Origin of the sequence: Mesorhizobium sp. M0983 (genome assembly GCF_040318975.1) — a bacterium.
Classification (GTDB): domain Bacteria; phylum Pseudomonadota; class Alphaproteobacteria; order Rhizobiales; family Rhizobiaceae; genus Mesorhizobium.
Genome location: NZ_JAMYNH010000015.1, coordinates 76,853 through 96,602, shown reverse-complemented (window position 1 = coordinate 96,602; position 19,750 = coordinate 76,853). Strand labels below are relative to the sequence as shown.

Below are 19,750 nucleotides of genomic sequence, written 5' to 3'. Positions count from 1 at the left end.
GGCATTTTGGGGGAACTGCGGATGAAGGTTCTTGTCGTCGGCGGTTATGGCACCTTTGGCGGTCGCACCGTCGAGCTTTTGGAGGGCGAGCCCCATCTGATCCTGTTCGTCGCCGGGCGCTCGCTCGCCAAGGCTGACGCGTATTGCAAGAAGCGCGCCCCGACGGCAGCGCAACTGCTGCCGTCACTGTTCGACCGTGACGGCGATCTCGCCGTGCAACTCGCTGCATTTGAGCCTGATATTGTGGTCGACGCGAGCGGTCCGTTCCAGGCCTATGGCGAGGGACGCTATGGCCTGATCGAGGCATGCATCGCCCGGCGCGTCAACTATCTCGATCTTGCCGACGGCTCGGATTTCGTCGCCGGTGTCTCTGCGTTCGACGAGGCGGCGCGAAACGCCGGCGTCTTCGTGCTATCCGGAGTCTCGAGCTTTCCGGTGCTGACGGCGGCGGTTGTGCGCCGCCTGTCTTCGGACCTGACGCGGGTCGACGGAATTCGCGGCGGCATCGCGCCGTCGCCCTTCGCCGGTGTCGGCGGAAACGTCATTCGCGCTATCGCCGGTTACACCGGTCAGCCGGTGCGCCTTGTTCGTAATGGCCGTCCCGAACAAGGCTGTCCGTTTACCGAGCAGCTGCGCTATACTATCGCGCCGCCGGGCCAGCTGCCGCTTCGAAACACGCTGTTCTCGCTGGTCGACGTTCCGGACCTGCGTGCTCTGGCCGAGCTTTGGCCGGAGGCGAGGACCATCTGGATGGGAGCCGGGCCGGTACCCGAGGTGCTGCACCGCGCCCTGATCGGCCTCGCCTGGCTGGTGCGCGCCGGGTTGATCGGTTCGCTTTCGCCGCTGGCGCCGCTGATGCATCAGGCGACGAACCGGCTGCGCTGGGGCGAGCATCGCGGCGGCATGTTCGTCGAGGTGGAGGGATCGGACCGCGCGGGCGCCACCGGCAAGCGCTCGTGGCATCTCTTGGCCGAGGGCAACGATGGGCCGCTGATCCCGTCGATGGCGGTTGAAGCGCTGGTCCGCAAAGTGCTGGCCGGACATCAGCCCGCGCCGGGCGCACGGGCGGCGGTGCGCGATTTAGAGCTCCGGGACTATGAGGCCCTGTTCGCCGGGCGGACGATCTACACCGGCTTCAGGAACGGGGCCGCGGACGAGGACAAGCCGCTCTATGCCGAGCTGCTCGGTGCCGCCTGGCAAGGCCTTCCCGAGGCAATTCGGTCAATGCATGACCGTACGATCACGGCCGCAGGCCGCGCTAGCGTAGAACGCGGGCACAATGTTCTTGGCCGGCTAATGGCCTGGATGGTCGGCTTCCCCGGAGCAAGCGAGGACATCCCGGTTCATGTCCGCTTCGACACCGACAAGGACGGCGAGACCTGGACGCGGACATTCGGCAAGCACAGTTTTTCGAGCCTACAGTTCGCAGGCCGGGGTCGATCGCAGCGCCTGCTGTGCGAACGCTTCGGCCCGCTGACCTTCGCGATGGCACTGGTTGCCGAGGACGGCCGGCTGGCACTGGTCTTGCGCCGCTGGAGCTTTTTTGGCTTGCCGCTGCCGATCTGGCTCGGTCCACGCTCGACTTCCTACGAAACGGTGGAGGATGGCCGCTTCCGCTTCCATGTCGATATCTCGCATCCGCTTGCCGGCATGATCGCCCGCTACCGTGGCTGGCTAGAGCCTTCCGACCCGCACGGCTCCAGCGAGATCGTGTCGCCTGCCACCTTGCCAAATTCGCGGCAGTCCTGAGCCGTGCACAGCGTCCAGCCTTGACCCGTGGCGCCCGAGGCGGCGAGCACCAGGCGCCGCTGTGGCCCGACCCGGGGCGCATAGACCCACCAGCCGTCGCGCAGCGCCGAGCCTTGCGGCGGCTCCATGCCGGCGCCCGAGCCCTTGATTCGTGCCTCGACGAGTTGCAGGCCGGACGGCAGCACCTTCCAGTCTTCCTGCCAATGGGTCTTCTCCACAGAATGCGTCCAGGAGAGCGTGAAGGCGGCGACCGCGAGCGTCATCGTCTTGCCGGCCGCGACGATGCAGAGGCTCATGCCGAATTGGCCAGTGACGCCTGCCGCGCGCGCCAGCAGTGCCACCCGATCCAGGCAAGAGACAGCGCCCAGCCCGCCTCGTCGGTGAGCGGCAGCGCCGCAACCAGCAGCACGCCAGCGGCGAAGGCGACGAGGCGTTCCCACCAGGCCATGCGCCGGGCGAGAAAGCCGACGGCGGCGGCGCCCCACAGGACGATGCCCATGCAGGCTTTGATGACGATGTAGGCGACCTCGACGGGATAGCCGAACTGGGCGGCGATCGGGCCGGGGTCCTGCAGCATCAGCGCCGGGGTATAGACCGCCATGAACGGCACCACGAAGCCAGCAATGGCAAGCTTGGTGGCCTGGATGCCGATCTTGAGGCCGCTTTCCTTGGCCATGGGTGCGGCGGCGAAGGCGGCCAGCGCCACGGGCGGGGTGAGATCAGCCATGATGCCGAAATAGAAGACGAACATATGGCTGACCACCAGCGGCACGCCGAGCGACAGAAGCGCCGGCCCGGCTAGCGACGAGGTGATGATGTAATTGGGAATGGTCGGGATGCCCATGCCGAGCACTAGGCAGGTGAGCATGGTCAAAAGCAGCGACAGGAACAGATTGTTCTCGCCGATCGAGATGATCCAGCCGATGAAGGTCGAGGCGATGCCGGTGAGCGTCAGCGTGCCGATGACGATGCCGACGATGGCGCAGGCAATGCCGACCGGCAGCGCGTTCTTTGCTCCCTCGGCAAGGGAATCGACGCATATGCGCAGTGTCTCGCGCCCGCCCTTGAAGGTGAGGCAGGCGACGACCAGCACGGCGATGACCAGGCTGAGGATGTTGACGCCGAACTTCATGAAGGAAGCGGCGGCAAGCCCGAGCGCCAGCCAGAAGACGACGCGGAAGGCGAGCGGCCCGATCGATGCCGCCAGCGGCGTGCCGAGGATAAGCACAATGGTCAACGCCAGGCCCATGGTGCCGGCGAAGACCGGTGTGTAGCCGGCAAACAGCAGGTAGATCAGTGCTGCGAGCGGCAGTACCAGCGGCCAGTGTTGTCTCACCGCATCCCACGGATTGGGCAGGTCGGCCTTGGCCATGCCGTGCAGGCCGGCCTTGCCGGCCTCCAAATGCACCTGCCAGAAACAGGCGCCAAAATAGAGCAGCGCCGGAATGATCGCCGCCTTGACCACCGCGGCATAGGGAATGTTCAGCGTCTCGGCCATGATGAAGGCAACCGCACCCATCACCGGAGGCATGATCTGGCCGCCCATCGACGAGGTCGCCTCGACGGCTCCGGCGAAGGCCGAGCGGAAGCCGAAGCGCTTCATCAGCGGGATGGTGAACTGGCCGCTGGCCACCACGTTGGCGACGCCGGAGCCGGAAATGGTGCCCATCAGCGCCGAGGACAGCACGCAGACCTGCGCCGGGCCGCCGCGCCATGAGCCGACCAGGCCAAGTGCAAAATCGTTGAACAGCGCGATCATGCCGGCGCGTTCGAGAAAGGCGGCGAAGACGACGAAGATGAAGATGTAGGCGGCCGAGACATAGATCGGCGTGCCGTAGATGCCTTCGGTGCCATAGGCGAAGGTGTCGACGAGCTGGGCGAAATCATAGCCGCGATGGATGAAAGGCGGTGGCAGATGATTGCCGGCAAATGCGTAGGCGAGAAAGATGAACGCAATAACGGCAAGCGGCAGTCCCATCAACCGCCGCGCCGCCTCGAAGACCAGCACGACCAGCACCGCGCCGACGATCAGGTCAGGCGTGGTGAGGAAGCCAGAGCGGCGGATCAGGTCGGCATAGAATACCCAGTTGTACAGACCGGTGGCGAAGCCGAGCACGCCGAGAGTCCAGAAGACTGCTTTCGCCGGGACGCTTTTGGCACGCAGATTGGCGATCAGGGCAAAGCCGAGCAGCAGCAGGAAGCCGACATGCATGGCGCGCACGACCTGGCTCGGCAGGCTGCCGTAGGCGGCGATGTAGATCTGGAAGATGGAGAAGGCGACGGCGATAAAAAAAGCCGCCTTGCCGGCGATGCCTTCGCCGAAGCCCGGTGGCAGGCCTTCGACAGCGATTTCGGCTGTGGTGGAAAGAACGGTCGGGGTTTCGGTCATTGGCGGGGTTCCTGGGGGGCGTCCCTCTCCCTTGAGGGGAGGGTGGACAGCCGCCGAAGGCGGATGGACGGGTGGGGTAACCTCAACTGCCTCGACCTTTGCCTGAACGATGGAGCGCGTCGCCGAGGACCCCTCCCGGCCCTGCGGGCCACCCTCCCCTCAAGGGGGAGGGATGGCGCCTTACTTCACCAATCCCTTTTCCTTGTAATACCTCTCGGCGCCTGGATGCAGCGGCACCGGCATGCCGTCGAGCGCCTTGGCCGGGTCGATCGCCTTGGCGGCGGCATGGGCAGCGGTGAGCTGGTCGAGATGCTCGAACAGCAGCTTGGTCATCTGGTAGGCGGTCTCGTCGGAGACATCGGCGCTGGTGATCAGGAAATTACCGACGGCGGCGGTCGCGACATCATCGGTCTGGCCCTCATAGGTGCCTTTCGGGATGACCACGGAAAGATAGGGCGAGCCGATCTTGGCGACGTCCTCCGCCGGCACGGCAACGATGTTGACCGGGACCGAGGTGGCGAGGTCGCGGATCGAGGCAACGCCCAGGCCAGCCGATTGCAGCGTAGCGTCGAGCTGGCGGTTCTTGATCAGCTCCACCGATTCGGCGAAGGGCAGATATTCGATCCGCCCGAGGTCTTCGTATTTCAGCCCGGCAGCGGCGAAGATCGTGCGGGCGTTGAGCTCGGTGCCCGAGGCCGGCGCGCCGACCGACAGGCTCTTGCCCTTGAGGTCGGCGAGCGTCTTGATGCCGGACTCCTTGCTGGCGACGATCTGGATGTAGTTGGGATAGATGGCGGCAATGCCGCGCAGCTTGTCGAGCTTGCCTGGGAAGCCGGCTTCGGTATTGCCCTCGGCGGCCAGCTTGACGGAATCGCCGAGCGCAAAGGCGATCTCGCCCTTGCCCTGTTGCAGCAGGTTGAGGTTTTCGACCGACGCTTTCGTCGCCTGCACCTGGGTACGCGCGCCTTCGATGCCCTTGCCATAGATCTCCGACAGCGCTACGCCGAGCGGATAGTAGACGCCCGACGTGCCGCCGGTCAGCACGTTGATGAATTCCTGTGCCTTGACCGATACCGCGCCAAGGCCAAGCGACAGCGCCAGCGCGCCGGCTGCAACAAATTTCGTCCTGAAATTGAGCATGCGATTTCCTCCCTGAAAATGCGCCGCCGTGCCCTCCTCTGCGGCACGAAGCGAAGCGAGTTTAGACAGCGGGCGGGAAATGCCAACCCGCAATAGCAGCGATTAGACGAACGGCTAGGCGATGCCGTAACACATCGGCGCTTGCGCGAGATCGCATCGCGGCCGAAAGATTTTTCCAGCGCCTGTCGAAATCGGGCAGGGCCGCGCGACATACGTCCGGCTCGCAACGATGCGGCCTTCGAGAAACGGGAGAAGACCATGCGATATATGCTTTTGATCTACGGAAACGAAGCGGGGATGGCGGCCGCGCCGGCAGATGCGGTGACACAGATGTCGAGCGCCTATGTCGCCTACACCGAAGCGCTGAAGAAATCGGGCGCCTGGCTCGCCGGCGACCGGCTGAAGCCGACGCAATCCGCTACCTCGGTGCGGATGGCCAATGGCAAGACCAACGTGCTCGACGGCCCCTATGCCGACACCAAGGAGCAGCTTGCCGGTTTCTATATGATCGAAGCGGAGGACGTCGACGCGGCTATTGCCTGGGCGGCGCGCTGCCCGGGCGCCAGCACCGGCACGGTAGAGGTGCGGCCGATCTGGGAACTCACCATGTGATGCCTGAACTGCCCGACACCGCACGGGCGGCGGCGGAAGCGGCCGCCCGGCAAAGCTACGGCAAGCTGGTCGCCTATCTCGCCGCACGCACGCGCGACGTGGCCGCTGCCGAGGACGCCTTGGCCGATGCCTTTGCAGCGGCGCTCGAGCGTTGGCCACAGGCGGGCGTGCCCAACAAGCCGGAAGCCTGGCTGCTGGCGGTGGCGCGCCGGCGCCGCGTCGACGCGCTCAGACGGCGGCTGACAAGCGAGGCGGGCCGCGACCACCTCAGGCTGATCGCGGAGGAGATGGAGGCACGCATGGCCGACGAAGACCTGCCGGACGAGCGGCTCAGGCTGATGTTTGCTTGCGCTCATCCGGCGATCGAGGCCGGTATCCGCGCGCCGATGATCCTGCAGACGGTTCTGGGCTTCGACGCAGCGACCATCGCCTCGGCCTTTCTTGTCTCGCCGGCCACGATGAGCCAGCGCCTGGTGCGCGCCAAGGCCCGCATCCGCGAGACCGGCATTCCGTTCCGCGTGCCGGAGCGGGCCGAACTCGGCGAGCGGCTGGGCACCGTTCTGGAAGCGATCTACGCGGCGTTTGCCGAAGGCTGGTCCGACCCCGCCGGCACCGAAGCGCAGCGGCGCAATCTCGCGACCGAAGGCATCTGGCTCGGCCGGCTGGTCGCCTCGCTGATGCCGGATGAGCCGGAAGCACTCGGCCTGCTGGCGCTGATGCTGTTCGCCGAAGCGCGGCGCGCAGCACGGCGCAATGCGGCAGGCGACTATGTGCCGCTAGCGGAGCAGGATCTTGCACTGTGGGACGATACAATGATCGACGAAGCGGAGATGCTGCTCGGGCGCGCCGCTGCCAAGGGCGTGGTCGGCCGCTACCAGCTCGAGGCCGCCGTGCAGTCAGCCCATGCGACAAGGCGGCTGACCGGCGGCACCGACTGGGTCGCGATCAAGGAGCTCTACGACGCGCTGTCGGTGATTGCCGGCTCGCCGGTGGTGTCGATCAACCGTGCGGTGGCGATTGCCGAGGCCGAAGGTGCTTCGGCAGGATTGGGCGCCCTTGATCAACTCAGCGGCGACAAGCGGCTGTATGACTATCAACCTTACTGGGCCGCCCGAGCGGGCCTGCTGGCAAGACTCGGCAGAGTTCCGCAAGCGAGCGAGGCCTATGACCGGGCTATCGGCCTCGAACGCGATCCGGCCGTGCGCCGGTTCCTGCAGGAACGACGGGCAGGTCTCGACCGCGCGGAAAGACACTGAGACAAGGCGGAGTGCTTAGGCCGGCCACATGTCGTGGGAAGCATTCAGCCTCTTTATCACCCGATGTTCCCGCAAATTGGCCCACAGGCGTTCGATGTTCGGCCAAGCGGTTGGAATCTTCGCGACCTCGGGATGCCAAGCCACCAACATGACGAGATAGATGTCGGCCAGCGAGAGCCGGTCGCCGACCAGCCAGTCGCGGCCTTCGAGGGCGGCATCGAGAATGGCGAAGCCGCGATCCATTTCCGAGACCGCCGCCTGTTTGACGGCTTCCACGCCGCCGGGATCTGTCGTGTAGCGATGAGCGTAGAAGAACCGCAGGTCAGCCGAATAGATGACGGAGGACATGAAAAACATCCAGCGCAGGAAGTCGGCACGGTCAGGTGTGTTCGCTGCCGGCGCTAGAGCTGCTTCCGGATAGCGTTCGGCGAGCAGGATGCAGATTGCCGCCGACTCGGTCATCGAATGCCCGTCCGGCAAGACCAGGACCGGGACCTGGTTCAAGGGATTGATGTCGAGGAAGGCCTGGTTGGGTCGGCCTTTTGGAACATCGATCTGGTCGAAAGGCACTCCCGCTAAAGCAAGCGCCGCCTCGACGACAAAGCCGCCGGTATTGGCACGCGTATAGAGCTTGTACATGAAGTCCTCCACCTGCCGGTGCAGCGACGATTTGATATGGAAGTGACTCGCCGCTCAAGCGAACGACGCCCGCCACAGGTGGTTTTTCAGCAGTCCACGCCGAAGCGTCGAAACAGAACTTTTTATGCCGGAGGGGCAGCGCGAAGGATCGCTACGAACCGGCCAAAAACTCCTGTCCAGACTCTAAGCACCCAATCCCTCGAATAGGATCGTGGAGAGATAGCGCTCGGCGAAGGAGGGGATGACGACGACGAGGTTCTTGCCCTTGTTCTCCGGCCGCGAGCCGACGACGATCGCCGCCTGCAGGGCGGCACCCGACGAGATGCCGACCGGTACACCTTCGAGACGGGCGACGAGCCGTGCATTGGCGACCGAATCCTCGTTCGAGACCTTGACGATCTCGTCGTAGATCGTCGTGTCGAGGATTTTTGGTGCGAAGCCGGCGCCAATGCCCTGGATCTTGTGCGGGCCGGGTTGGCCGCCGGACAGTACCGGCGAGGCCTCCGGCTCGACGGCGACGACATGCACCGAGGGCTTGCGCTTCTTCAGCACCTGGCCGACGCCGGTGATGGTGCCGCCGGTTCCAATGCCGGCAACGAAGATATCGACTTCGCCATGGGTGTCGTTCCAGATTTCCTCGGCTGTGGTGCGGCGATGGATTTCCGGATTGGCCGGGTTCTCGAATTGTTGCGGAATGACGGCATCGGGCAGCGTCGCGGCCAGCTCGTCGGCCTTGGCGATGGCGCCCTTCATGCCTTTCGGCCCTTCGGTCAGCACCAGCTCGGCGCCGAGCAGCGCCAGCATTTTGCGGCGCTCGACCGACATGGTTTCCGGCATCGTCAGGATCAGCTTGTAGCCTTTGGCGGCGGCGGCAAAGGCGAGCGCGATGCCGGTATTGCCGGAGGTCGGCTCGATAAGCGTGGTCTTGCCGGGCGTAATCCTCCCAGAAGCCTCCAGTGCCTCGATCATCGACACGCCGATGCGGTCCTTGACCGAAGCGATCGGGTTGAAGAATTCGAGCTTGGCCAGCAGATTGGCGACGACACCCTTCTCCCTGGCGAATTTGTCGAGCCGCACCAACGGCGTGTCGCCGATCGTCTCGGTGATCGAATTATAGATGCGGCCGCGGCCGGGCACGTGTGTGGGGGTGGCGGGTTTGTTCATTGATTTTCCTCCCAGAGGTCAAGCGGCAAGAGTCGGGCGGGCATAAGATAGAGCCATCCGCCGCGCAAGATAGGCTGTCGATCGAAAATATCCGAGTGAAGTTCGTGCCGAATACCCCGCCTTGGAAAGGTGTGACAATTCCTGGCCGGCTTGGCGAAAGAGGTCTATTGGCGGGCGGCGATAGCTGCCGCTGCCCCGATCATGAAACCGGCGGCGGTGCGATTGAGTGCCCTCAGCGCCCGCGGCGACTTCAGGAACCAGCGCGCCTTGGCCGCGAGCGCCAGATAAGGCACCAGCACCACGAGCAGGACGACGATGGTGAGCGCGACAAGGATGCCGTAATCGACCAGCGTGATCGTCTTCAGATCGACGATGGTCGGGGTGATGGCGAGGTAGAAGATCATCGTCTTCGGATTGCCGAGCGTGACGGCGAGACCAGCTACAAAGCTGGATGCCAACCCGCCCTTGCCTTTCTTCGCCTCCACCGTTTCGGGCGTGATGCCGCTCGTCCAGAAACGCCAGCCAAGAAAAGCGAGGTAGGCGACGCCCAGCCATTTGATGACCAGAAAGACCATGCCAAAGGTCTGTGCGACGAAAGCCAGGCCGAGCACCACGGCCGTGAGATAGGTCAGGTCGCCGAGCATCAGCCCGAAGGACATGGCCAGCGACGCGCGGAAGCCCGAACCCAGCGCTCGCGCAACGAGCGCGGTGACGCCGGGGCCGGGGATGGCTGCGGCGATGCCGAGGGCAGCACTATAGGCGAGGAACCCGGTGAGCGTCATGATTCGCGCTTGTCGCACAATGTGGAAGTTGGGTGAATTCCCTCGGCCCGGATTCGATTGCGCCAGCGCAGCAGGCGACACCGCCGTTCAAGAGCGGCCGTCTTCGTAGGTAACGCGCCAGATGGTGCCGTTGCCGTCCTCGGTGACGATCAGCGAGCCGTCCTTGGCGATGGCGATACCGACCGGGCGGCCCCAGACGGCGTCGTTCGAGATAACGAGGCCGGTCATGAAGTCCTCATATTCGCCGGTCGGCTTGCCATCCCTGAATTTGAGCCTCACCACCTTGTAGCCGGTCCTGGCGCCACGGTTCCACGAACCATGCATGGTGACGAAGGCGTCACCCTGATAATCCGCCGGAAAGTTCTTGCCGTCGTAGAAGGCTATGTTCATCGGCGCCGAATGCGCCTGCATCAGCACGTCGGGGACAGTGGCCTTGCCGGCGAGGTCGGGCCGCTCGCCCTGATGGCGCGGATCCTCGTGATTGCCGATGTAGTACCAAGGCCAACCATAGAATCCGCCGTCCTTGACTGCAGTTGCAAATTCGAACGGCACATTGTCGCCGAGTTCGTCGCGCTCATTGACGACGCACCACAATGCGCCGGTGGCGGGCTGCACGGTCATGCCCGTACAGTTGCGCAGGCCGGTGGCGACAGTTCGGGGATTTTTCCCATCCGGGTCGAAGGCGAGCACATCGGCACGGCCGTCCTCGGAGCCCCAGGCCGCACCGAGCGGCTTTGAGTTCACCCAGGCGTCCAAGCCATCATCCGGCTCCTCCATGTCCTCGCCGACGTTCGACGCGGAGCCAACCGACAGATAAAGCGTCTTGCCGTCCGGCGAGAAGGCGATGTCGCGGGTCGTGTGACCACCCGACGGGATTTCCGCGACAATGGTTTCTGGTTTGCCGGATGCCTTCAGGTCGCCGTCGCGATAAGGAAAGCGGACGATGCTGTCGCTGTTTGCGACATAGACCCATTGCGGCTTGTCTCCTGGCGGATAGAAGGCGATGCCGTAGGGATAACTGAGCCCCTTGGCGAAGATCGCTTTCTCGATGGGCTTGGCGCTGTCCTCGGCGAGACGGTAGACACGTATCTGGTCGGCATGGCTGTTGGCAACGAACAGGTCGCCATTCGGAGCGACGCGCACGACGCGCGGATTGACGATGCCGGATGCGATCAGTTCGGCCGAAAAGCCCGGCGGCAAATCTGGCTTGGCGCTTTCGGGCCGTTCCGCCACGCCGGCGCCGTTCGAAGCGGATTGGGCGGGATCGGCTGGCGGCATGTCTTGCGCCCCGATCAGGCGGCGGGTGCCAGGCCTGTCGGCGTGCCAATCGCCAAAAGCGGCTTCGCCTTTGAGCACCTTCTGATCCGCCTGCTGGGCGGCTGCCGGTGTCGCAACAAGGAGAGCAGCGGCAATGGCCGCAAAGCCGCCAGATCGGATCATCAACGTCCTCCGGGATTCGCCTCGAAAAAGGGCAAACGGGATGAGGCATTGGTCGTTCCAAGCGGCCGTCCAGCACACGAGGATTTGAAGCCGAACCCCGATTCACTTGCCGGCGGCGTAGAAATCGTCGTCGAGGCGCTTTTCCAGCGCGACCAGATCGGCCGGCAGCGGCAAGCCCATGGCCCGCATCTCTTGCAGCTTCTCGCGCAACTGCTCTTGCACCTCGTGCTGATCCTCTGGCTGGTTGATCATTTCTTCGAGCAGCAGGCTGATCTGGGCCTTGAACGATTCCAGCGCCATTCTTTTTCTCCTTGCGGCAGGCCGCGGCGGCTCCTAGCGCAGCATGCGCGAAATCAGCTGCGCGGTATAGTCGACCATCGGTACTATGCGCGCATAATTCAGCCGCGTCGGCCCGATGACGCCGAGCGCACCGACGACGCGGGCGTCCTTGTCGCGATAGGGTGCCACCACCAGTGATGAGCCCGACAGAGAAAACAGCTTGTTTTCCGAACCGATGAAGATGCGCACGCCCGGGCCCTCCTCGGCGAGGTCGAGGAGCTGGATCAGTCCGTCCTGGGTTTCGAGATCCTCGAAGAGATGCCGCAGCAATTCGATGTCGGCCTGGGCAGTGACGTTTTCCAGGAGATTGGCGCGGCCGCGCACGATAAGCCGCCCAGGCACCCCGCTTTCGGCGCCTGCCCAGACCGCCAGGCCCTTCTCGACCAGATCCTGTGAAAGCGTATCGAGGGCTGCCCTGGTCTCTTCCTTGATGCGGGCGATCTCGACCCGCGCTTCGGCCAGGGTGCGGCCGCGAATATGGGCGTTGAGGAAATTGGAGGCTTCGTGCAATTGCGAGACGGTGATGCCGGCGGGCAGATCGACGACGCGATTTTCGACGTCGCCGTTCTGCGAGACCAGCACGGCCAACGCCTTGGTCGGCTCGAGCTGGATGAATTCGATGTGCTTCAGCGCCACCTCGTTCTTGGCGGCGAGCACAAGGCCGGCGCCGCGCGACATGCCGGACAGCATCTGGCTGGCCTCGGTCAGCATATGCTCCAGCGTCGCGCCCGAGCCGGAGGCGCGCACCTGCGCCTCGATGGTGCGGCGCTCCTCGTCGGAGAGGTCACCGAGTTCCATGAACGCATCGACGAAGAAGCGCAGGCCAGCCTGGGTCGGCAGACGGCCGGCCGAAATATGCGGCGCATAGATCAGGCCGAGATGCTCGAGGTCGCTCATCACGTTGCGGATGGTGGCCGGCGATAGCGACGACGGCAGGATGCGCGACAGGCTGCGCGAGCCGACCGGCTCGCCATCCCTCAGATAAGAATCGACGATGCGCCGGAAGATGTCGCGCGAACGCATGTCGAGCGATTGAAGCGCGGGCGATTGCAGCGCGTGCGACGGGAGCACGTGCGATTGCGAACCGGGATCGACTGCCTTGGTCATTTCGAGCCAAAAACCTCCGGCCCGAAGATATAGACTTCCGCGGCGTCGGCGCAACCGGTCCATTTTCCTTTGCGCCTCACGCCCCGTGCGGCTACAAGCCGGCCAAGATCCCGAAGAAAGAAAGAAGCCTGAATGCGCCCTTCCAAACGCCAGTTCGACGAAATGCGCCCCATCTCCTTCGAGCGCGGCGTCTCCAAGCATGCGGAAGGCTCGTGCCTGGTGAAGTTCGGCGACACGCATGTGCTGTGCACGGCCAGCCTGGAGGAAAAGGTGCCGGGTTGGATGCGCAACTCCGGTAAGGGCTGGGTGACGGCGGAATACGGCATGCTGCCGCGTTCGACCGGCGAGCGCATGCGCCGCGAGGCTTCGGCCGGCAAACAAGGCGGCCGCACGCTGGAGATCCAGCGGCTGATCGGCCGCTCCCTGCGCGCCGTGGTCGATCTGCAGGCGCTTGGCGAGCAGCAGATCACCGTCGACTGTGATGTGATCCAGGCCGATGGCGGCACGCGCACCGCTTCGATCACCGGCGGCTGGGTGGCGCTTTACGATTGCCTGCGCTGGATGGAAGCCCGCCAAATGGCGAGCCTGGGCAAGGTGCTGAAGGATCACGTTGCGGCGATCTCCTGCGGCATCCATGATGGTCAGCCGGTCATCGACCTTGACTATATCGAGGATTCCTCGGCCGGAACCGACGCCAATTTCGTCATGACCGGCAAGGGCGGCATCGTCGAGATCCAGGGCACGGCCGAGGGCGAACCGTTCTCGGAAGAGCAGTTCGCGGCCTTGATGGGGCTGGCCAAGAAAGGCATTCAGCGCCTGGTCAGCCTGCAGCAGATGGCGGTGGACTGATCTTCAGGTTATGACGATGAGGGTGACGATCCTGTGACTCCTTCCGCAATCCTGGAATCAGCACTCTACGTGACGGATCTCGCTGCCGCGGAACGGTTCTATTCGGGCGTCCTCGGGCTCGATCCGCTCGGCAAGGTCGAGGGCAGGCATCTCTTCTTCCGCTGCGGCGACGGCGTGCTGCTTATCTTCAATGCCGAGGCGACGAAAGTGCCGCCGCCGGCCGACGCCAGGCTGCCAGTGCCGCCGCATGGCGCCGTCGGCGAGGGCCATCTCTGTTTCGCCGCAAGCGCCGACGAGATCGTGCGCTGGAAAGCGCACCTGGAAGCAAAGAGCATCGCCATCGAAAGCGAGTTCGAGTGGCCGCAAGGCGGCCGCTCGATCTATATTCGCGACCCCTCGGGCAATTCGATCGAATTCGCCGAGCCAAGAATCTGGGGCATCTGATGCATTCGCAGACTGTTCATTCGCCAATTGTTCATTCGCTTGATGGGCATAAGATCGTCGTCGCAAGCCACAATGCCGGCAAATTGCGCGAATTCGCCGATCTGATGGCGCCGTTCGGCATAGAAGCGAGGTCCGCCAAGGAATACGGCTTGCCGGAACCGGACGAGACCGGCACCACTTTCGAGGAGAACGCGCTCATAAAAGCCTTGGCCGCTGCCAAGGCCACTGGATTGCCGGCGCTGTCGGACGATTCCGGCCTATGTGTCGATGCGCTCGACGGCGCACCCGGCGTCTACACTGCCAACTGGGCCGAGACGCCGGACGGCCCTCGCGACTTCGGCATGGCCATGCAGCGCACGGAAGTGGCCTTGCAGGAAGTTGGCGCGATCGCGCCTGCTCAGCGCAAGGGCCGCTTTGTCGCGGTCATCTGCCTAGCCTTTCCCGACGGCCAGGCTGAATATTTTCGCGGCGAGGTCGAAGGTACGCTGGTATGGCCGCCGCGCGGCGAACTCGGCTTCGGCTACGACCCGGTGTTCTTGCCCAACGGGTTCGAAAAAACCTTCGGCGAGATGACCGCTGAGGAAAAACATGGCTGGAAGCCGGGCCAGCCGACAGCATTGTCGCACCGCGCCCGCGCCTTCCAGAAATTCGCGCAAGCCCGATTGGCCGCGGCATGACCATGCTGCTCGACCGCAGCCCGGGTTTTGGCGTCTACATCCACTGGCCGTTCTGCGCGGCCAAGTGCCCCTATTGCGACTTCAACAGCCATGTCCGCCACCAGCCGGTCGACCAGGAGCGTTTTGCGCGCGCCTTCGAGGCCGAGTTGGCGACCATGCGCGGCCGCACCGGGCCGCGCGAGGTGACAAGCATCTTTCTCGGTGGCGGTACGCCGTCGCTGATGAAGCCGCAGACCGTGGCGGCGGTGCTGGATGCCGTGGCGAAGAACTGGACGGTACCAGATGGCATCGAGGTGACGCTGGAGGCCAATCCTTCCTCGGTCGAGGCCGAGCGCTTTCGCGGCTATCGCGCGGCGGGCGTCAACCGGGTGTCGCTTGGCGTGCAGGCGCTGAACGACAAGGATCTGCGCTTTCTCGGCCGTTTGCACAATGTCGATGAGGCCCTGCATGCGATCGGCCTGGCGCGCGAGATTTTCCCACGGTTGTCCTTCGACCTGATCTACGCGCGGCCGGACCAGACGCCTGAAGCGTGGCAGACGGAACTCGAGCAGGCGATCGGCCACGCCGCCGACCATCTGTCGCTGTACCAGCTGACCATCGAGGAAGGCACGCCGTTCCATGCACTGCATGCAGCAAGGAAATTCATCATTCCAGACAACGATGTTGCCGCCGATCTCTATGCGTTGACGCAGGAGATCACCGCCGCGCACGGACTGCCGGCCTACGAGATTTCCAACCACGCCAGGCCCGGCGCTGAAAGCCGGCACAATCTCACCTACTGGCGCTATGGCGAATATGTCGGCGTCGGTCCCGGCGCGCATGGCCGTTTCGTCGAGAGCGGGCGGCGCGTGGTGACAATCGCCGAGAAAATGCCGGAGACCTGGGCCAATCTGGTCGAGGCCAAGGGCCATGGCGTCACCGGCGGCGAGATCCTAACGCGATCGGAAGAAGCCGACGAGTTCCTGCTGATGGGGCTGAGGCTGGCGGAAGGCATCGACCTTTCCCGCTACGAGGCGTTTTCCGGGCGCGGCCTGTCGACGGCACGGCTGTCGGTGCTGCAGGACGAAGGCCTGGTGGCGCCGATCGGCAATGCCCGCCTGCGCGCCACGCCGGCCGGCATGATCGTGCTCGATGCCGTCGTGGCGGATCTGGCCAGATAGTACCGGTGAAGAACGTTCTCTTCGTCTGCAGCCAGAATCGCTTGCGCAGCCCGACGGCGGAGCAGGTGTTTTCCGGTCGCAGGGACATCGAGGTCGCTTCGGCCGGCACCAATCACGATGCCGACACTCCGTTGACGCACGAACTTGTCGCCTGGGCCGATATCATCTTCGTGATGGAAAAGGCGCACCGCGGCAAACTGCAGCAGAAATTCAGGGCCAGTCTAAGGAAGGCTCGGGTGATCTGCCTCGATATTCCCGACGACTATGAATTCATGGACCCGGAACTGGTCCGGTTGCTGGCGGTGAAGGTATCGCGATATCTCTGAAGGCTGTCGCGCTACTGCGCCTTCGTCATCCTCGGGCTTGACCCGAGGATCCATGCCGCTACCCTTGTCGAAGAATGCTGCGGTAGAATAATTCTGAACTGTCGAAACGCTTGAATATTACGGCATGGATCCGGGTGTCTGCGCCGCGTCGCTGCGCTCCTTGCTCCGTCCCAGGATGACGAAAAGAGGATCAAGCGTCGTGCTTGAAACGACGCTTGCCGCGGTCCTTCTCGGCATGCGCTTCTCCGGAGCGGGTCTGCTTGATCTCGCTCTTGTCGCGCGGAGCAGAATGCTGGTCGCCTGTGGGATGTGATGCTGCGCCATCGCGGGCGCTTTTTGTTTCGAGACGGGTGATGAAAATATCGAAGCGATTGGGCATCGTCCGGTCAGTGCTCCGTCGTGCTGTCGGTTTCGGTTACGGGCTTGCTCTCTGCCAATGGCTGGCGTGCGAGCGGTTTCCTGGCCTCGCCATCCGCGTTGCCACGCAGGCTCTTGTCGCCTGGCGCGGCGAAGCGCTTGCGGCCGGCATAATAGGGTTCGAAAACGTCCTGTATCGTCAGGCTGTCCATCCTGCTCCTCCCGAGATCAGGGTTAAAATTCGCCGGCAACGGTTTCGTTCCCTACTATGGCAAAGGCATGGCGGCCGGTTCACGTCGGGACCCCGTTTGGAACCGGGCGTTTGCAACCCAGGCTTTTGCAACCAGGCGTGAGCCGTGCCAAACAGGGTCGAACGGAGTTGTGCAGGTGACCGGCGAATTGGCCAAACGCAGTTATGTGGTCGGGCAGACCGAGATCGCCGCCCGGCCGCTCGAGCCGGCGCTCTATCTGGTGGCTACGCCGATCGGCAATCTCGCCGACATCACGCTGCGCGCGCTGGAAACGCTCGCCGCCGCAGATATCGTCGCCTGCGAGGACACGCGTGTTTCGCGCGTCCTGCTCGACCGCTACGGCATCCGCCGCCGCACCACCGCCTATCACGAGCACAATGCCGCCGAGGCCGGGCCGAAGCTGATCGCGGCACTGCTGGCCGGGCAGAGCGTAGCGCTGATCTCTGATGCCGGCACACCGCTCATCTCCGATCCCGGCTACCGGCTGGTTGGCGAGGCGCTGGAACGCGGCATTCGTGTCGTGCCGATCCCCGGACCGTCGGCGCCACTTGCCGCTCTGACGGCATCCGGCCTGCCTTCGGACGCCTTTCTGTTTGCCGGCTTCCTGCCGGTGAAGACCGGCCAGCGGCTGACGCGGCTGGAAGCGCTGAAGGCGGTGCCGGCAACGTTGATCTTCTTCGAATCGCCGCGCCGGCTGGCCGAGACGCTCAGTGCCATGGTCGAGGTGCTGGGCGGCGCCCGCAAGGCGGCGATCGGCCGCGAGTTGACCAAGACTTTCGAGGAGATGCGGACCGGCACCCTGCAGTCACTCGCCGGCCATTACGCGGCAGCCGATACGCCTAAGGGCGAAATCGTCATCTGCGTCGGCCCGGCCGATGCGGTCGCTGATGAGCCTGAAGACATCGACCGGCTGCTGCTTTCGCTGGCGGCCGAGATGCCGGCCTCCAAGGCGGCGGCGGAAGCCGCCAAGATGACGGGTGGCCAAAAACAGACGCTCTACCGACGGCTGCTCGACCTCAGGAATGCCGGAAGAGACGGGGCCGGCGGAGACCGCGATGGCTGAACGGCGGAGCGCCAGCCGGCAAAAGGCCTACCGGCGCGGCCATCACGGTGAATGGCTGGCGGCGGCGGCGCTGATGCTGAAGGGCTACCGGATTCTTGCCCGCCGCCACCGTACCAGGTTTGGCGAGATCGACCTGATCGCGCGGCGTGGCGATTTGGTGCTGATCGTCGAGGTCAAGGCACGCCGTACGCTGATCGAGGCGATGGAGGCCGTCGGCCGCGAATCGGAGCGCCGCATCGAAGGCGCGGCCGATTTCTGGCTGTCGCGCCAATCCGACTACGGAAAATTATCGGTGCGCTTCGACATGGTGGCGGTATTGCCGTGGCGCTGGCCGGTGCATGTCGAGAACGTTTTTTACGGGGGGAACTAGGTCATTCCCGAAGTGGGGTCGGTTTTGCCGCGATCTCCGGTTCAGATTCGATTGCCTGTCGTCTCGTCGATGGGAACAAGCAAGTAGCGCCATTTGCCGCCTGGATCATGTGCCGACGCTCACCTGGATTCGCTCAATCGATCGGTTTGTCGACCTGGTCTCCGCCCAGCACTGACTGGAACAAAAGCGTTCCTGCGTTGTTCTCCAACCGTCCTGATGTTCGACGGGCTGGTTCAAATGCCGATCAGGGCAGTCCTCGTGGCAGGCGTGCGAGGACAAGGGATGGCGAGGCAAATGGATCCTGACGATCTCAACCAGGAACGGATCGTCACCGTGTTCGGCGGAACTGGCTTTCTCGGGCGCAGGATCGTGACGCGGCTCCTGGAAAGGGGTTTCACGGTGCGCGCCGCATCTCGCCATCCGGCTCGCGTGGCCCTGGTCTTTTCCTCGATTACAAGGATGCCCGAAGCAGTCGAGGCGGATATATTGGATGCGTCCTCGATTGGGTCGGCCATTACCGGATCACAGGCGGTCGTGAATGCTATCAGTCTTTACGTCGAGCAGGGCGTCCAGACCTTTGAACGCGTCCATGTGAAAGCCGCGGCCGATCTCGCTGCCGTGTCGCGCAAGGTCGAGATCGATCAGTTCGTCCAGATTTCAGGGATCGGCTCCGATCCTCAATCGGATTCGAATTATATAAGGGCACGTGGGCGCGGAGAAGTTGCCGTGGGAAACGCATTTCCCGGCGCTTTCATTGTGCGTCCCGCCGTCATGACAGGACCTGACGACGCTTTCCTCACGACCATTGTGAGGCTGATACGCCTCCTGCCGGTCTATCCGCTGTTCGGCGATGGTGGCACACGGCTTCAGCCGGTCTATGTGGCCGACGTCGCGGAAGCAGTGAGCCGGCTGATCGACGGGCGAAGCCACAAGGGTTCATCCATATTCGAATTCGGGGGCCCGCGTATCTATACCTATAAGGAATTGCTTCGGGAGATCGCCCGACAGCTCGATACGCACGTAAAGCTGATGCCGGTGCCGTTTGCTGTATGGAACGCCTTGGCTGGCGTCGCGGAACTCCTCCCGGCTGCCCCCATAACGCGCAACCAGATCGATCTTATGCGTCAGGATAATGTGGCAGCAATCGACGCGCCGGGCCTGAAGGAACTCGACATCGAGCCGCGGGATATCGACGAGGTGATCCGCGTGATCGAACAGCGCCGTGGCGTAGGCTCGCGCTCGTCTCCGCCTTAGGACGGCCCCCTGATCCTGGCGGGAACCTATCGCCGCGCGACAGGTTGGTCGAGCTTGAAGCCAATTAAAGAAGGAAAAGAACCATGGCCAGATGCGATCAATGCGGGAATGACTACGACAAGGCTTTCAAAGTGACGATGGCCGAGGAGACCTACACATTCGACAGCTTCGAATGCGCGGTCCAGAAACTTGCTCCGACGTGTCCGCATTGCGGATGCCGGATCATCGGACATGGCGTCGAACAGGATGACATCATCTACTGCTGCGCACATTGCGCCGCTGAGGAAGGTGCGAGCGCGCTGACCGATCGCGCGCCTTGATGCACCTCCTTTGGCGTCTCCAGGGCGACCATTCCGAATGACTGCGCCGGCTCATCCCTATA

Annotated in this window: 23 protein-coding genes; 12 read left to right on the top strand and 11 right to left on the bottom strand. The window is 63.9% G+C overall.

Annotation, left to right across the window (positions count from 1 at the left end; all coding sequences use genetic code 11):
* The first annotated feature begins 21 nt into the window (after nt 1-21).
* On the top strand, nt 22-1,749 hold the full coding sequence (locus NKH71_RS24050; protein WP_352789100.1) for a saccharopine dehydrogenase family protein: 1,728 nt from the start codon (nt 22-24) through the stop codon (nt 1,747-1,749).
* Here NKH71_RS24050 and NKH71_RS24045 read toward each other — a convergent pair.
* The 3 genes from NKH71_RS24045 to NKH71_RS24035 all read right to left on the bottom strand — a co-directional run bounded on the left by NKH71_RS24045 (nt 1,662) and on the right by NKH71_RS24035 (nt 5,278).
* The gene (locus tag NKH71_RS24045; protein WP_352789103.1) at nt 1,662-2,045 is read right to left on the bottom strand and encodes a DUF1850 domain-containing protein; all 384 of its coding nucleotides are present in this window, start codon (nt 2,043-2,045) and stop codon (nt 1,662-1,664) included. The genes NKH71_RS24050 and NKH71_RS24045 overlap by 88 nt on opposite strands.
* A complete protein-coding gene (locus NKH71_RS24040; RefSeq protein WP_352495444.1) occupies nt 2,042-4,138 on the bottom strand; it encodes a TRAP transporter permease in 2,097 nt (698 codons plus the stop codon). The genes NKH71_RS24045 and NKH71_RS24040 overlap by 4 nt, the downstream gene beginning before the upstream one ends.
* 180 nt (nt 4,139-4,318) lie before the next feature.
* Nucleotides 4,319-5,278: a TAXI family TRAP transporter solute-binding subunit gene (locus NKH71_RS24035; RefSeq protein WP_352481372.1), complete on the bottom strand. Its 960-nt coding sequence runs from the start codon at nt 5,276-5,278 to the stop codon at nt 4,319-4,321.
* A gap of 258 nt (nt 5,279-5,536) precedes the next feature.
* Here NKH71_RS24035 and NKH71_RS24030 point away from each other — a divergent pair, with 258 nt between their 5' ends.
* Together NKH71_RS24030 and NKH71_RS24025 are read left to right on the top strand one after the other, a co-directional pair.
* On the top strand, nt 5,537-5,890 hold the full coding sequence (locus tag NKH71_RS24030; RefSeq protein WP_023718846.1) for a YciI family protein: 354 nt from the start codon (nt 5,537-5,539) through the stop codon (nt 5,888-5,890).
* Nucleotides 5,890-7,146: an RNA polymerase sigma factor gene (locus NKH71_RS24025; RefSeq protein ID WP_352495443.1), complete on the top strand. Its 1,257-nt coding sequence runs from the start codon at nt 5,890-5,892 to the stop codon at nt 7,144-7,146. Before NKH71_RS24030 ends, NKH71_RS24025 begins: the two co-directional genes overlap by 1 nt.
* Before the next feature lie 15 nt (nt 7,147-7,161).
* On the opposite strand, the gene NKH71_RS24020 is transcribed toward NKH71_RS24025, so the two are convergent.
* From NKH71_RS24020 to hrcA, 6 genes are all read right to left on the bottom strand, one after another.
* Nucleotides 7,162-7,785, bottom strand: coding sequence for a glutathione S-transferase family protein (locus NKH71_RS24020; protein WP_023718845.1), 624 nt, complete (start codon nt 7,783-7,785; stop codon nt 7,162-7,164).
* 183 nt (nt 7,786-7,968) lie between these two features.
* The gene (gene cysK, locus NKH71_RS24015; RefSeq protein ID WP_023718844.1) at nt 7,969-8,949 is read right to left on the bottom strand and encodes a cysteine synthase A; all 981 of its coding nucleotides are present in this window, start codon (nt 8,947-8,949) and stop codon (nt 7,969-7,971) included.
* Between the two features lie 164 nt (nt 8,950-9,113).
* The gene (locus tag NKH71_RS24010; protein WP_352495441.1) at nt 9,114-9,731 is read right to left on the bottom strand and encodes a LysE family translocator; all 618 of its coding nucleotides are present in this window, start codon (nt 9,729-9,731) and stop codon (nt 9,114-9,116) included.
* 87 nt (nt 9,732-9,818) lie between these two features.
* Complete coding sequence (locus NKH71_RS24005; RefSeq protein ID WP_352789105.1) at nt 9,819-11,171, bottom strand: PQQ-dependent sugar dehydrogenase; 1,353 nt, start codon at nt 11,169-11,171, stop codon at nt 9,819-9,821.
* Between the two features lie 102 nt (nt 11,172-11,273).
* Complete coding sequence (locus tag NKH71_RS24000; RefSeq protein ID WP_023718841.1) at nt 11,274-11,471, bottom strand: hypothetical protein; 198 nt, start codon at nt 11,469-11,471, stop codon at nt 11,274-11,276.
* Between the two features lie 33 nt (nt 11,472-11,504).
* Nucleotides 11,505-12,617: a heat-inducible transcriptional repressor HrcA gene (hrcA, locus tag NKH71_RS23995; RefSeq protein ID WP_352481369.1), complete on the bottom strand. Its 1,113-nt coding sequence runs from the start codon at nt 12,615-12,617 to the stop codon at nt 11,505-11,507.
* Between the two features lie 132 nt (nt 12,618-12,749).
* On the opposite strand from hrcA, the gene rph reads away from it, so the two are divergent.
* Genes rph through NKH71_RS23970 form a run of 5 tightly spaced genes read left to right on the top strand, consistent with a single transcriptional unit; the run spans nt 12,750 to nt 16,073 of the window.
* Entirely contained in the window at nt 12,750-13,466 is a 717-nt protein-coding gene (rph, locus tag NKH71_RS23990) for a ribonuclease PH (RefSeq protein ID WP_023718839.1), read from the top strand.
* 33 nt (nt 13,467-13,499) lie between these two features.
* The gene (locus NKH71_RS23985; RefSeq protein WP_023718838.1) at nt 13,500-13,910 is read left to right on the top strand and encodes a VOC family protein; all 411 of its coding nucleotides are present in this window, start codon (nt 13,500-13,502) and stop codon (nt 13,908-13,910) included.
* Nucleotides 13,910-14,587 (top strand): RdgB/HAM1 family non-canonical purine NTP pyrophosphatase, encoded by a 678-nt coding sequence (gene rdgB / locus NKH71_RS23980; protein WP_023718837.1) that lies wholly within the window; start codon nt 13,910-13,912, stop codon nt 14,585-14,587. The genes NKH71_RS23985 and rdgB overlap by 1 nt, the downstream gene beginning before the upstream one ends.
* Nucleotides 14,584-15,747 carry a radical SAM family heme chaperone HemW gene (gene hemW, locus NKH71_RS23975; protein ID WP_023718836.1) on the top strand — a complete coding sequence of 388 codons (1,164 nt, stop codon included), beginning with the start codon at nt 14,584-14,586 and terminating at the stop codon, nt 15,745-15,747. The genes rdgB and hemW overlap by 4 nt, the downstream gene beginning before the upstream one ends.
* A gap of 5 nt (nt 15,748-15,752) precedes the next feature.
* Nucleotides 15,753-16,073, top strand: a complete 321-nt coding sequence (locus NKH71_RS23970) for a low molecular weight protein tyrosine phosphatase family protein (RefSeq protein WP_023718835.1) — start codon at nt 15,753-15,755, stop codon at nt 16,071-16,073.
* Nucleotides 16,074-16,263: 190 nt separating this feature from the next.
* Here the strand turns inward: NKH71_RS23970 and NKH71_RS23965 are convergent, their stop codons facing one another.
* The gene (locus tag NKH71_RS23965) at nt 16,264-16,452 is read right to left on the bottom strand and encodes a hypothetical protein (RefSeq protein ID WP_023718834.1); all 189 of its coding nucleotides are present in this window, start codon (nt 16,450-16,452) and stop codon (nt 16,264-16,266) included.
* 7 nt (nt 16,453-16,459) lie between these two features.
* Nucleotides 16,460-16,642: a hypothetical protein gene (locus tag NKH71_RS23960; RefSeq protein WP_023718833.1), complete on the bottom strand. Its 183-nt coding sequence runs from the start codon at nt 16,640-16,642 to the stop codon at nt 16,460-16,462.
* A gap of 175 nt (nt 16,643-16,817) precedes the next feature.
* Between NKH71_RS23960 and rsmI the strand changes: the two genes are divergently transcribed.
* From rsmI to NKH71_RS23940, 4 genes are all read left to right on the top strand, one after another.
* The gene (rsmI, locus tag NKH71_RS23955; RefSeq protein WP_352495438.1) at nt 16,818-17,744 is read left to right on the top strand and encodes a 16S rRNA (cytidine(1402)-2'-O)-methyltransferase; all 927 of its coding nucleotides are present in this window, start codon (nt 16,818-16,820) and stop codon (nt 17,742-17,744) included.
* A complete protein-coding gene (locus tag NKH71_RS23950; protein ID WP_023718831.1) occupies nt 17,737-18,114 on the top strand; it encodes a YraN family protein in 378 nt (125 codons plus the stop codon). The genes rsmI and NKH71_RS23950 overlap by 8 nt, the downstream gene beginning before the upstream one ends.
* Nucleotides 18,115-18,330: 216 nt before the next feature.
* Nucleotides 18,331-19,368, top strand: coding sequence for a complex I NDUFA9 subunit family protein (locus NKH71_RS23945; RefSeq protein ID WP_352495437.1), 1,038 nt, complete (start codon nt 18,331-18,333; stop codon nt 19,366-19,368).
* Between the two features lie 83 nt (nt 19,369-19,451).
* Nucleotides 19,452-19,688: a metallothionein gene (locus tag NKH71_RS23940; protein WP_023718829.1), complete on the top strand. Its 237-nt coding sequence runs from the start codon at nt 19,452-19,454 to the stop codon at nt 19,686-19,688.
* Nucleotides 19,689-19,750 lie beyond the last annotated feature (62 nt).

Excerpts from the sequence above, each read along its gene's own strand:
- NKH71_RS23960 (WP_023718833.1), bottom strand. The coding sequence starts at position 16,642 with ATGGACAGCCTGACGATACAGGACGTTTTCGAACCCTATTATGCCGGC.
- NKH71_RS24035 (WP_352481372.1), bottom strand. The coding sequence starts at position 5,278 with ATGCTCAATTTCAGGACGAAATTTGTTGCAGCCGGCGCGCTGGCGCTG.
- NKH71_RS24010 (WP_352495441.1), bottom strand. The coding sequence starts at position 9,731 with ATGACGCTCACCGGGTTCCTCGCCTATAGTGCTGCCCTCGGCATCGCC.
- NKH71_RS24005 (WP_352789105.1), bottom strand. The coding sequence starts at position 11,171 with ATGATCCGATCTGGCGGCTTTGCGGCCATTGCCGCTGCTCTCCTTGTT.
- NKH71_RS23945 (WP_352495437.1), top strand. The coding sequence starts at position 18,331 with ATGTTCGACGGGCTGGTTCAAATGCCGATCAGGGCAGTCCTCGTGGCA.
- rdgB (WP_023718837.1), top strand. The coding sequence starts at position 13,910 with ATGCATTCGCAGACTGTTCATTCGCCAATTGTTCATTCGCTTGATGGG.
- hemW (WP_023718836.1), top strand. The coding sequence starts at position 14,584 with ATGACCATGCTGCTCGACCGCAGCCCGGGTTTTGGCGTCTACATCCAC.
- NKH71_RS24040 (WP_352495444.1), bottom strand. The coding sequence starts at position 4,138 with ATGACCGAAACCCCGACCGTTCTTTCCACCACAGCCGAAATCGCTGTC.
- NKH71_RS24045 (WP_352789103.1), bottom strand. The coding sequence starts at position 2,045 with ATGAGCCTCTGCATCGTCGCGGCCGGCAAGACGATGACGCTCGCGGTC.
- hrcA (WP_352481369.1), bottom strand. The coding sequence starts at position 12,617 with ATGACCAAGGCAGTCGATCCCGGTTCGCAATCGCACGTGCTCCCGTCG.
- NKH71_RS23950 (WP_023718831.1), top strand. The coding sequence starts at position 17,737 with ATGGCTGAACGGCGGAGCGCCAGCCGGCAAAAGGCCTACCGGCGCGGC.
- cysK (WP_023718844.1), bottom strand. The coding sequence starts at position 8,949 with ATGAACAAACCCGCCACCCCCACACACGTGCCCGGCCGCGGCCGCATC.
- NKH71_RS24030 (WP_023718846.1), top strand. The coding sequence starts at position 5,537 with ATGCGATATATGCTTTTGATCTACGGAAACGAAGCGGGGATGGCGGCC.
- NKH71_RS24020 (WP_023718845.1), bottom strand. The coding sequence starts at position 7,785 with ATGTACAAGCTCTATACGCGTGCCAATACCGGCGGCTTTGTCGTCGAG.
- rph (WP_023718839.1), top strand. The coding sequence starts at position 12,750 with ATGCGCCCTTCCAAACGCCAGTTCGACGAAATGCGCCCCATCTCCTTC.
- NKH71_RS24050 (WP_352789100.1), top strand. The coding sequence starts at position 22 with ATGAAGGTTCTTGTCGTCGGCGGTTATGGCACCTTTGGCGGTCGCACC.
- NKH71_RS24000 (WP_023718841.1), bottom strand. The coding sequence starts at position 11,471 with ATGGCGCTGGAATCGTTCAAGGCCCAGATCAGCCTGCTGCTCGAAGAA.
- NKH71_RS23965 (WP_023718834.1), bottom strand. The coding sequence starts at position 16,452 with ATGCCCAATCGCTTCGATATTTTCATCACCCGTCTCGAAACAAAAAGC.
- NKH71_RS23940 (WP_023718829.1), top strand. The coding sequence starts at position 19,452 with ATGGCCAGATGCGATCAATGCGGGAATGACTACGACAAGGCTTTCAAA.
- NKH71_RS24025 (WP_352495443.1), top strand. The coding sequence starts at position 5,890 with ATGCCTGAACTGCCCGACACCGCACGGGCGGCGGCGGAAGCGGCCGCC.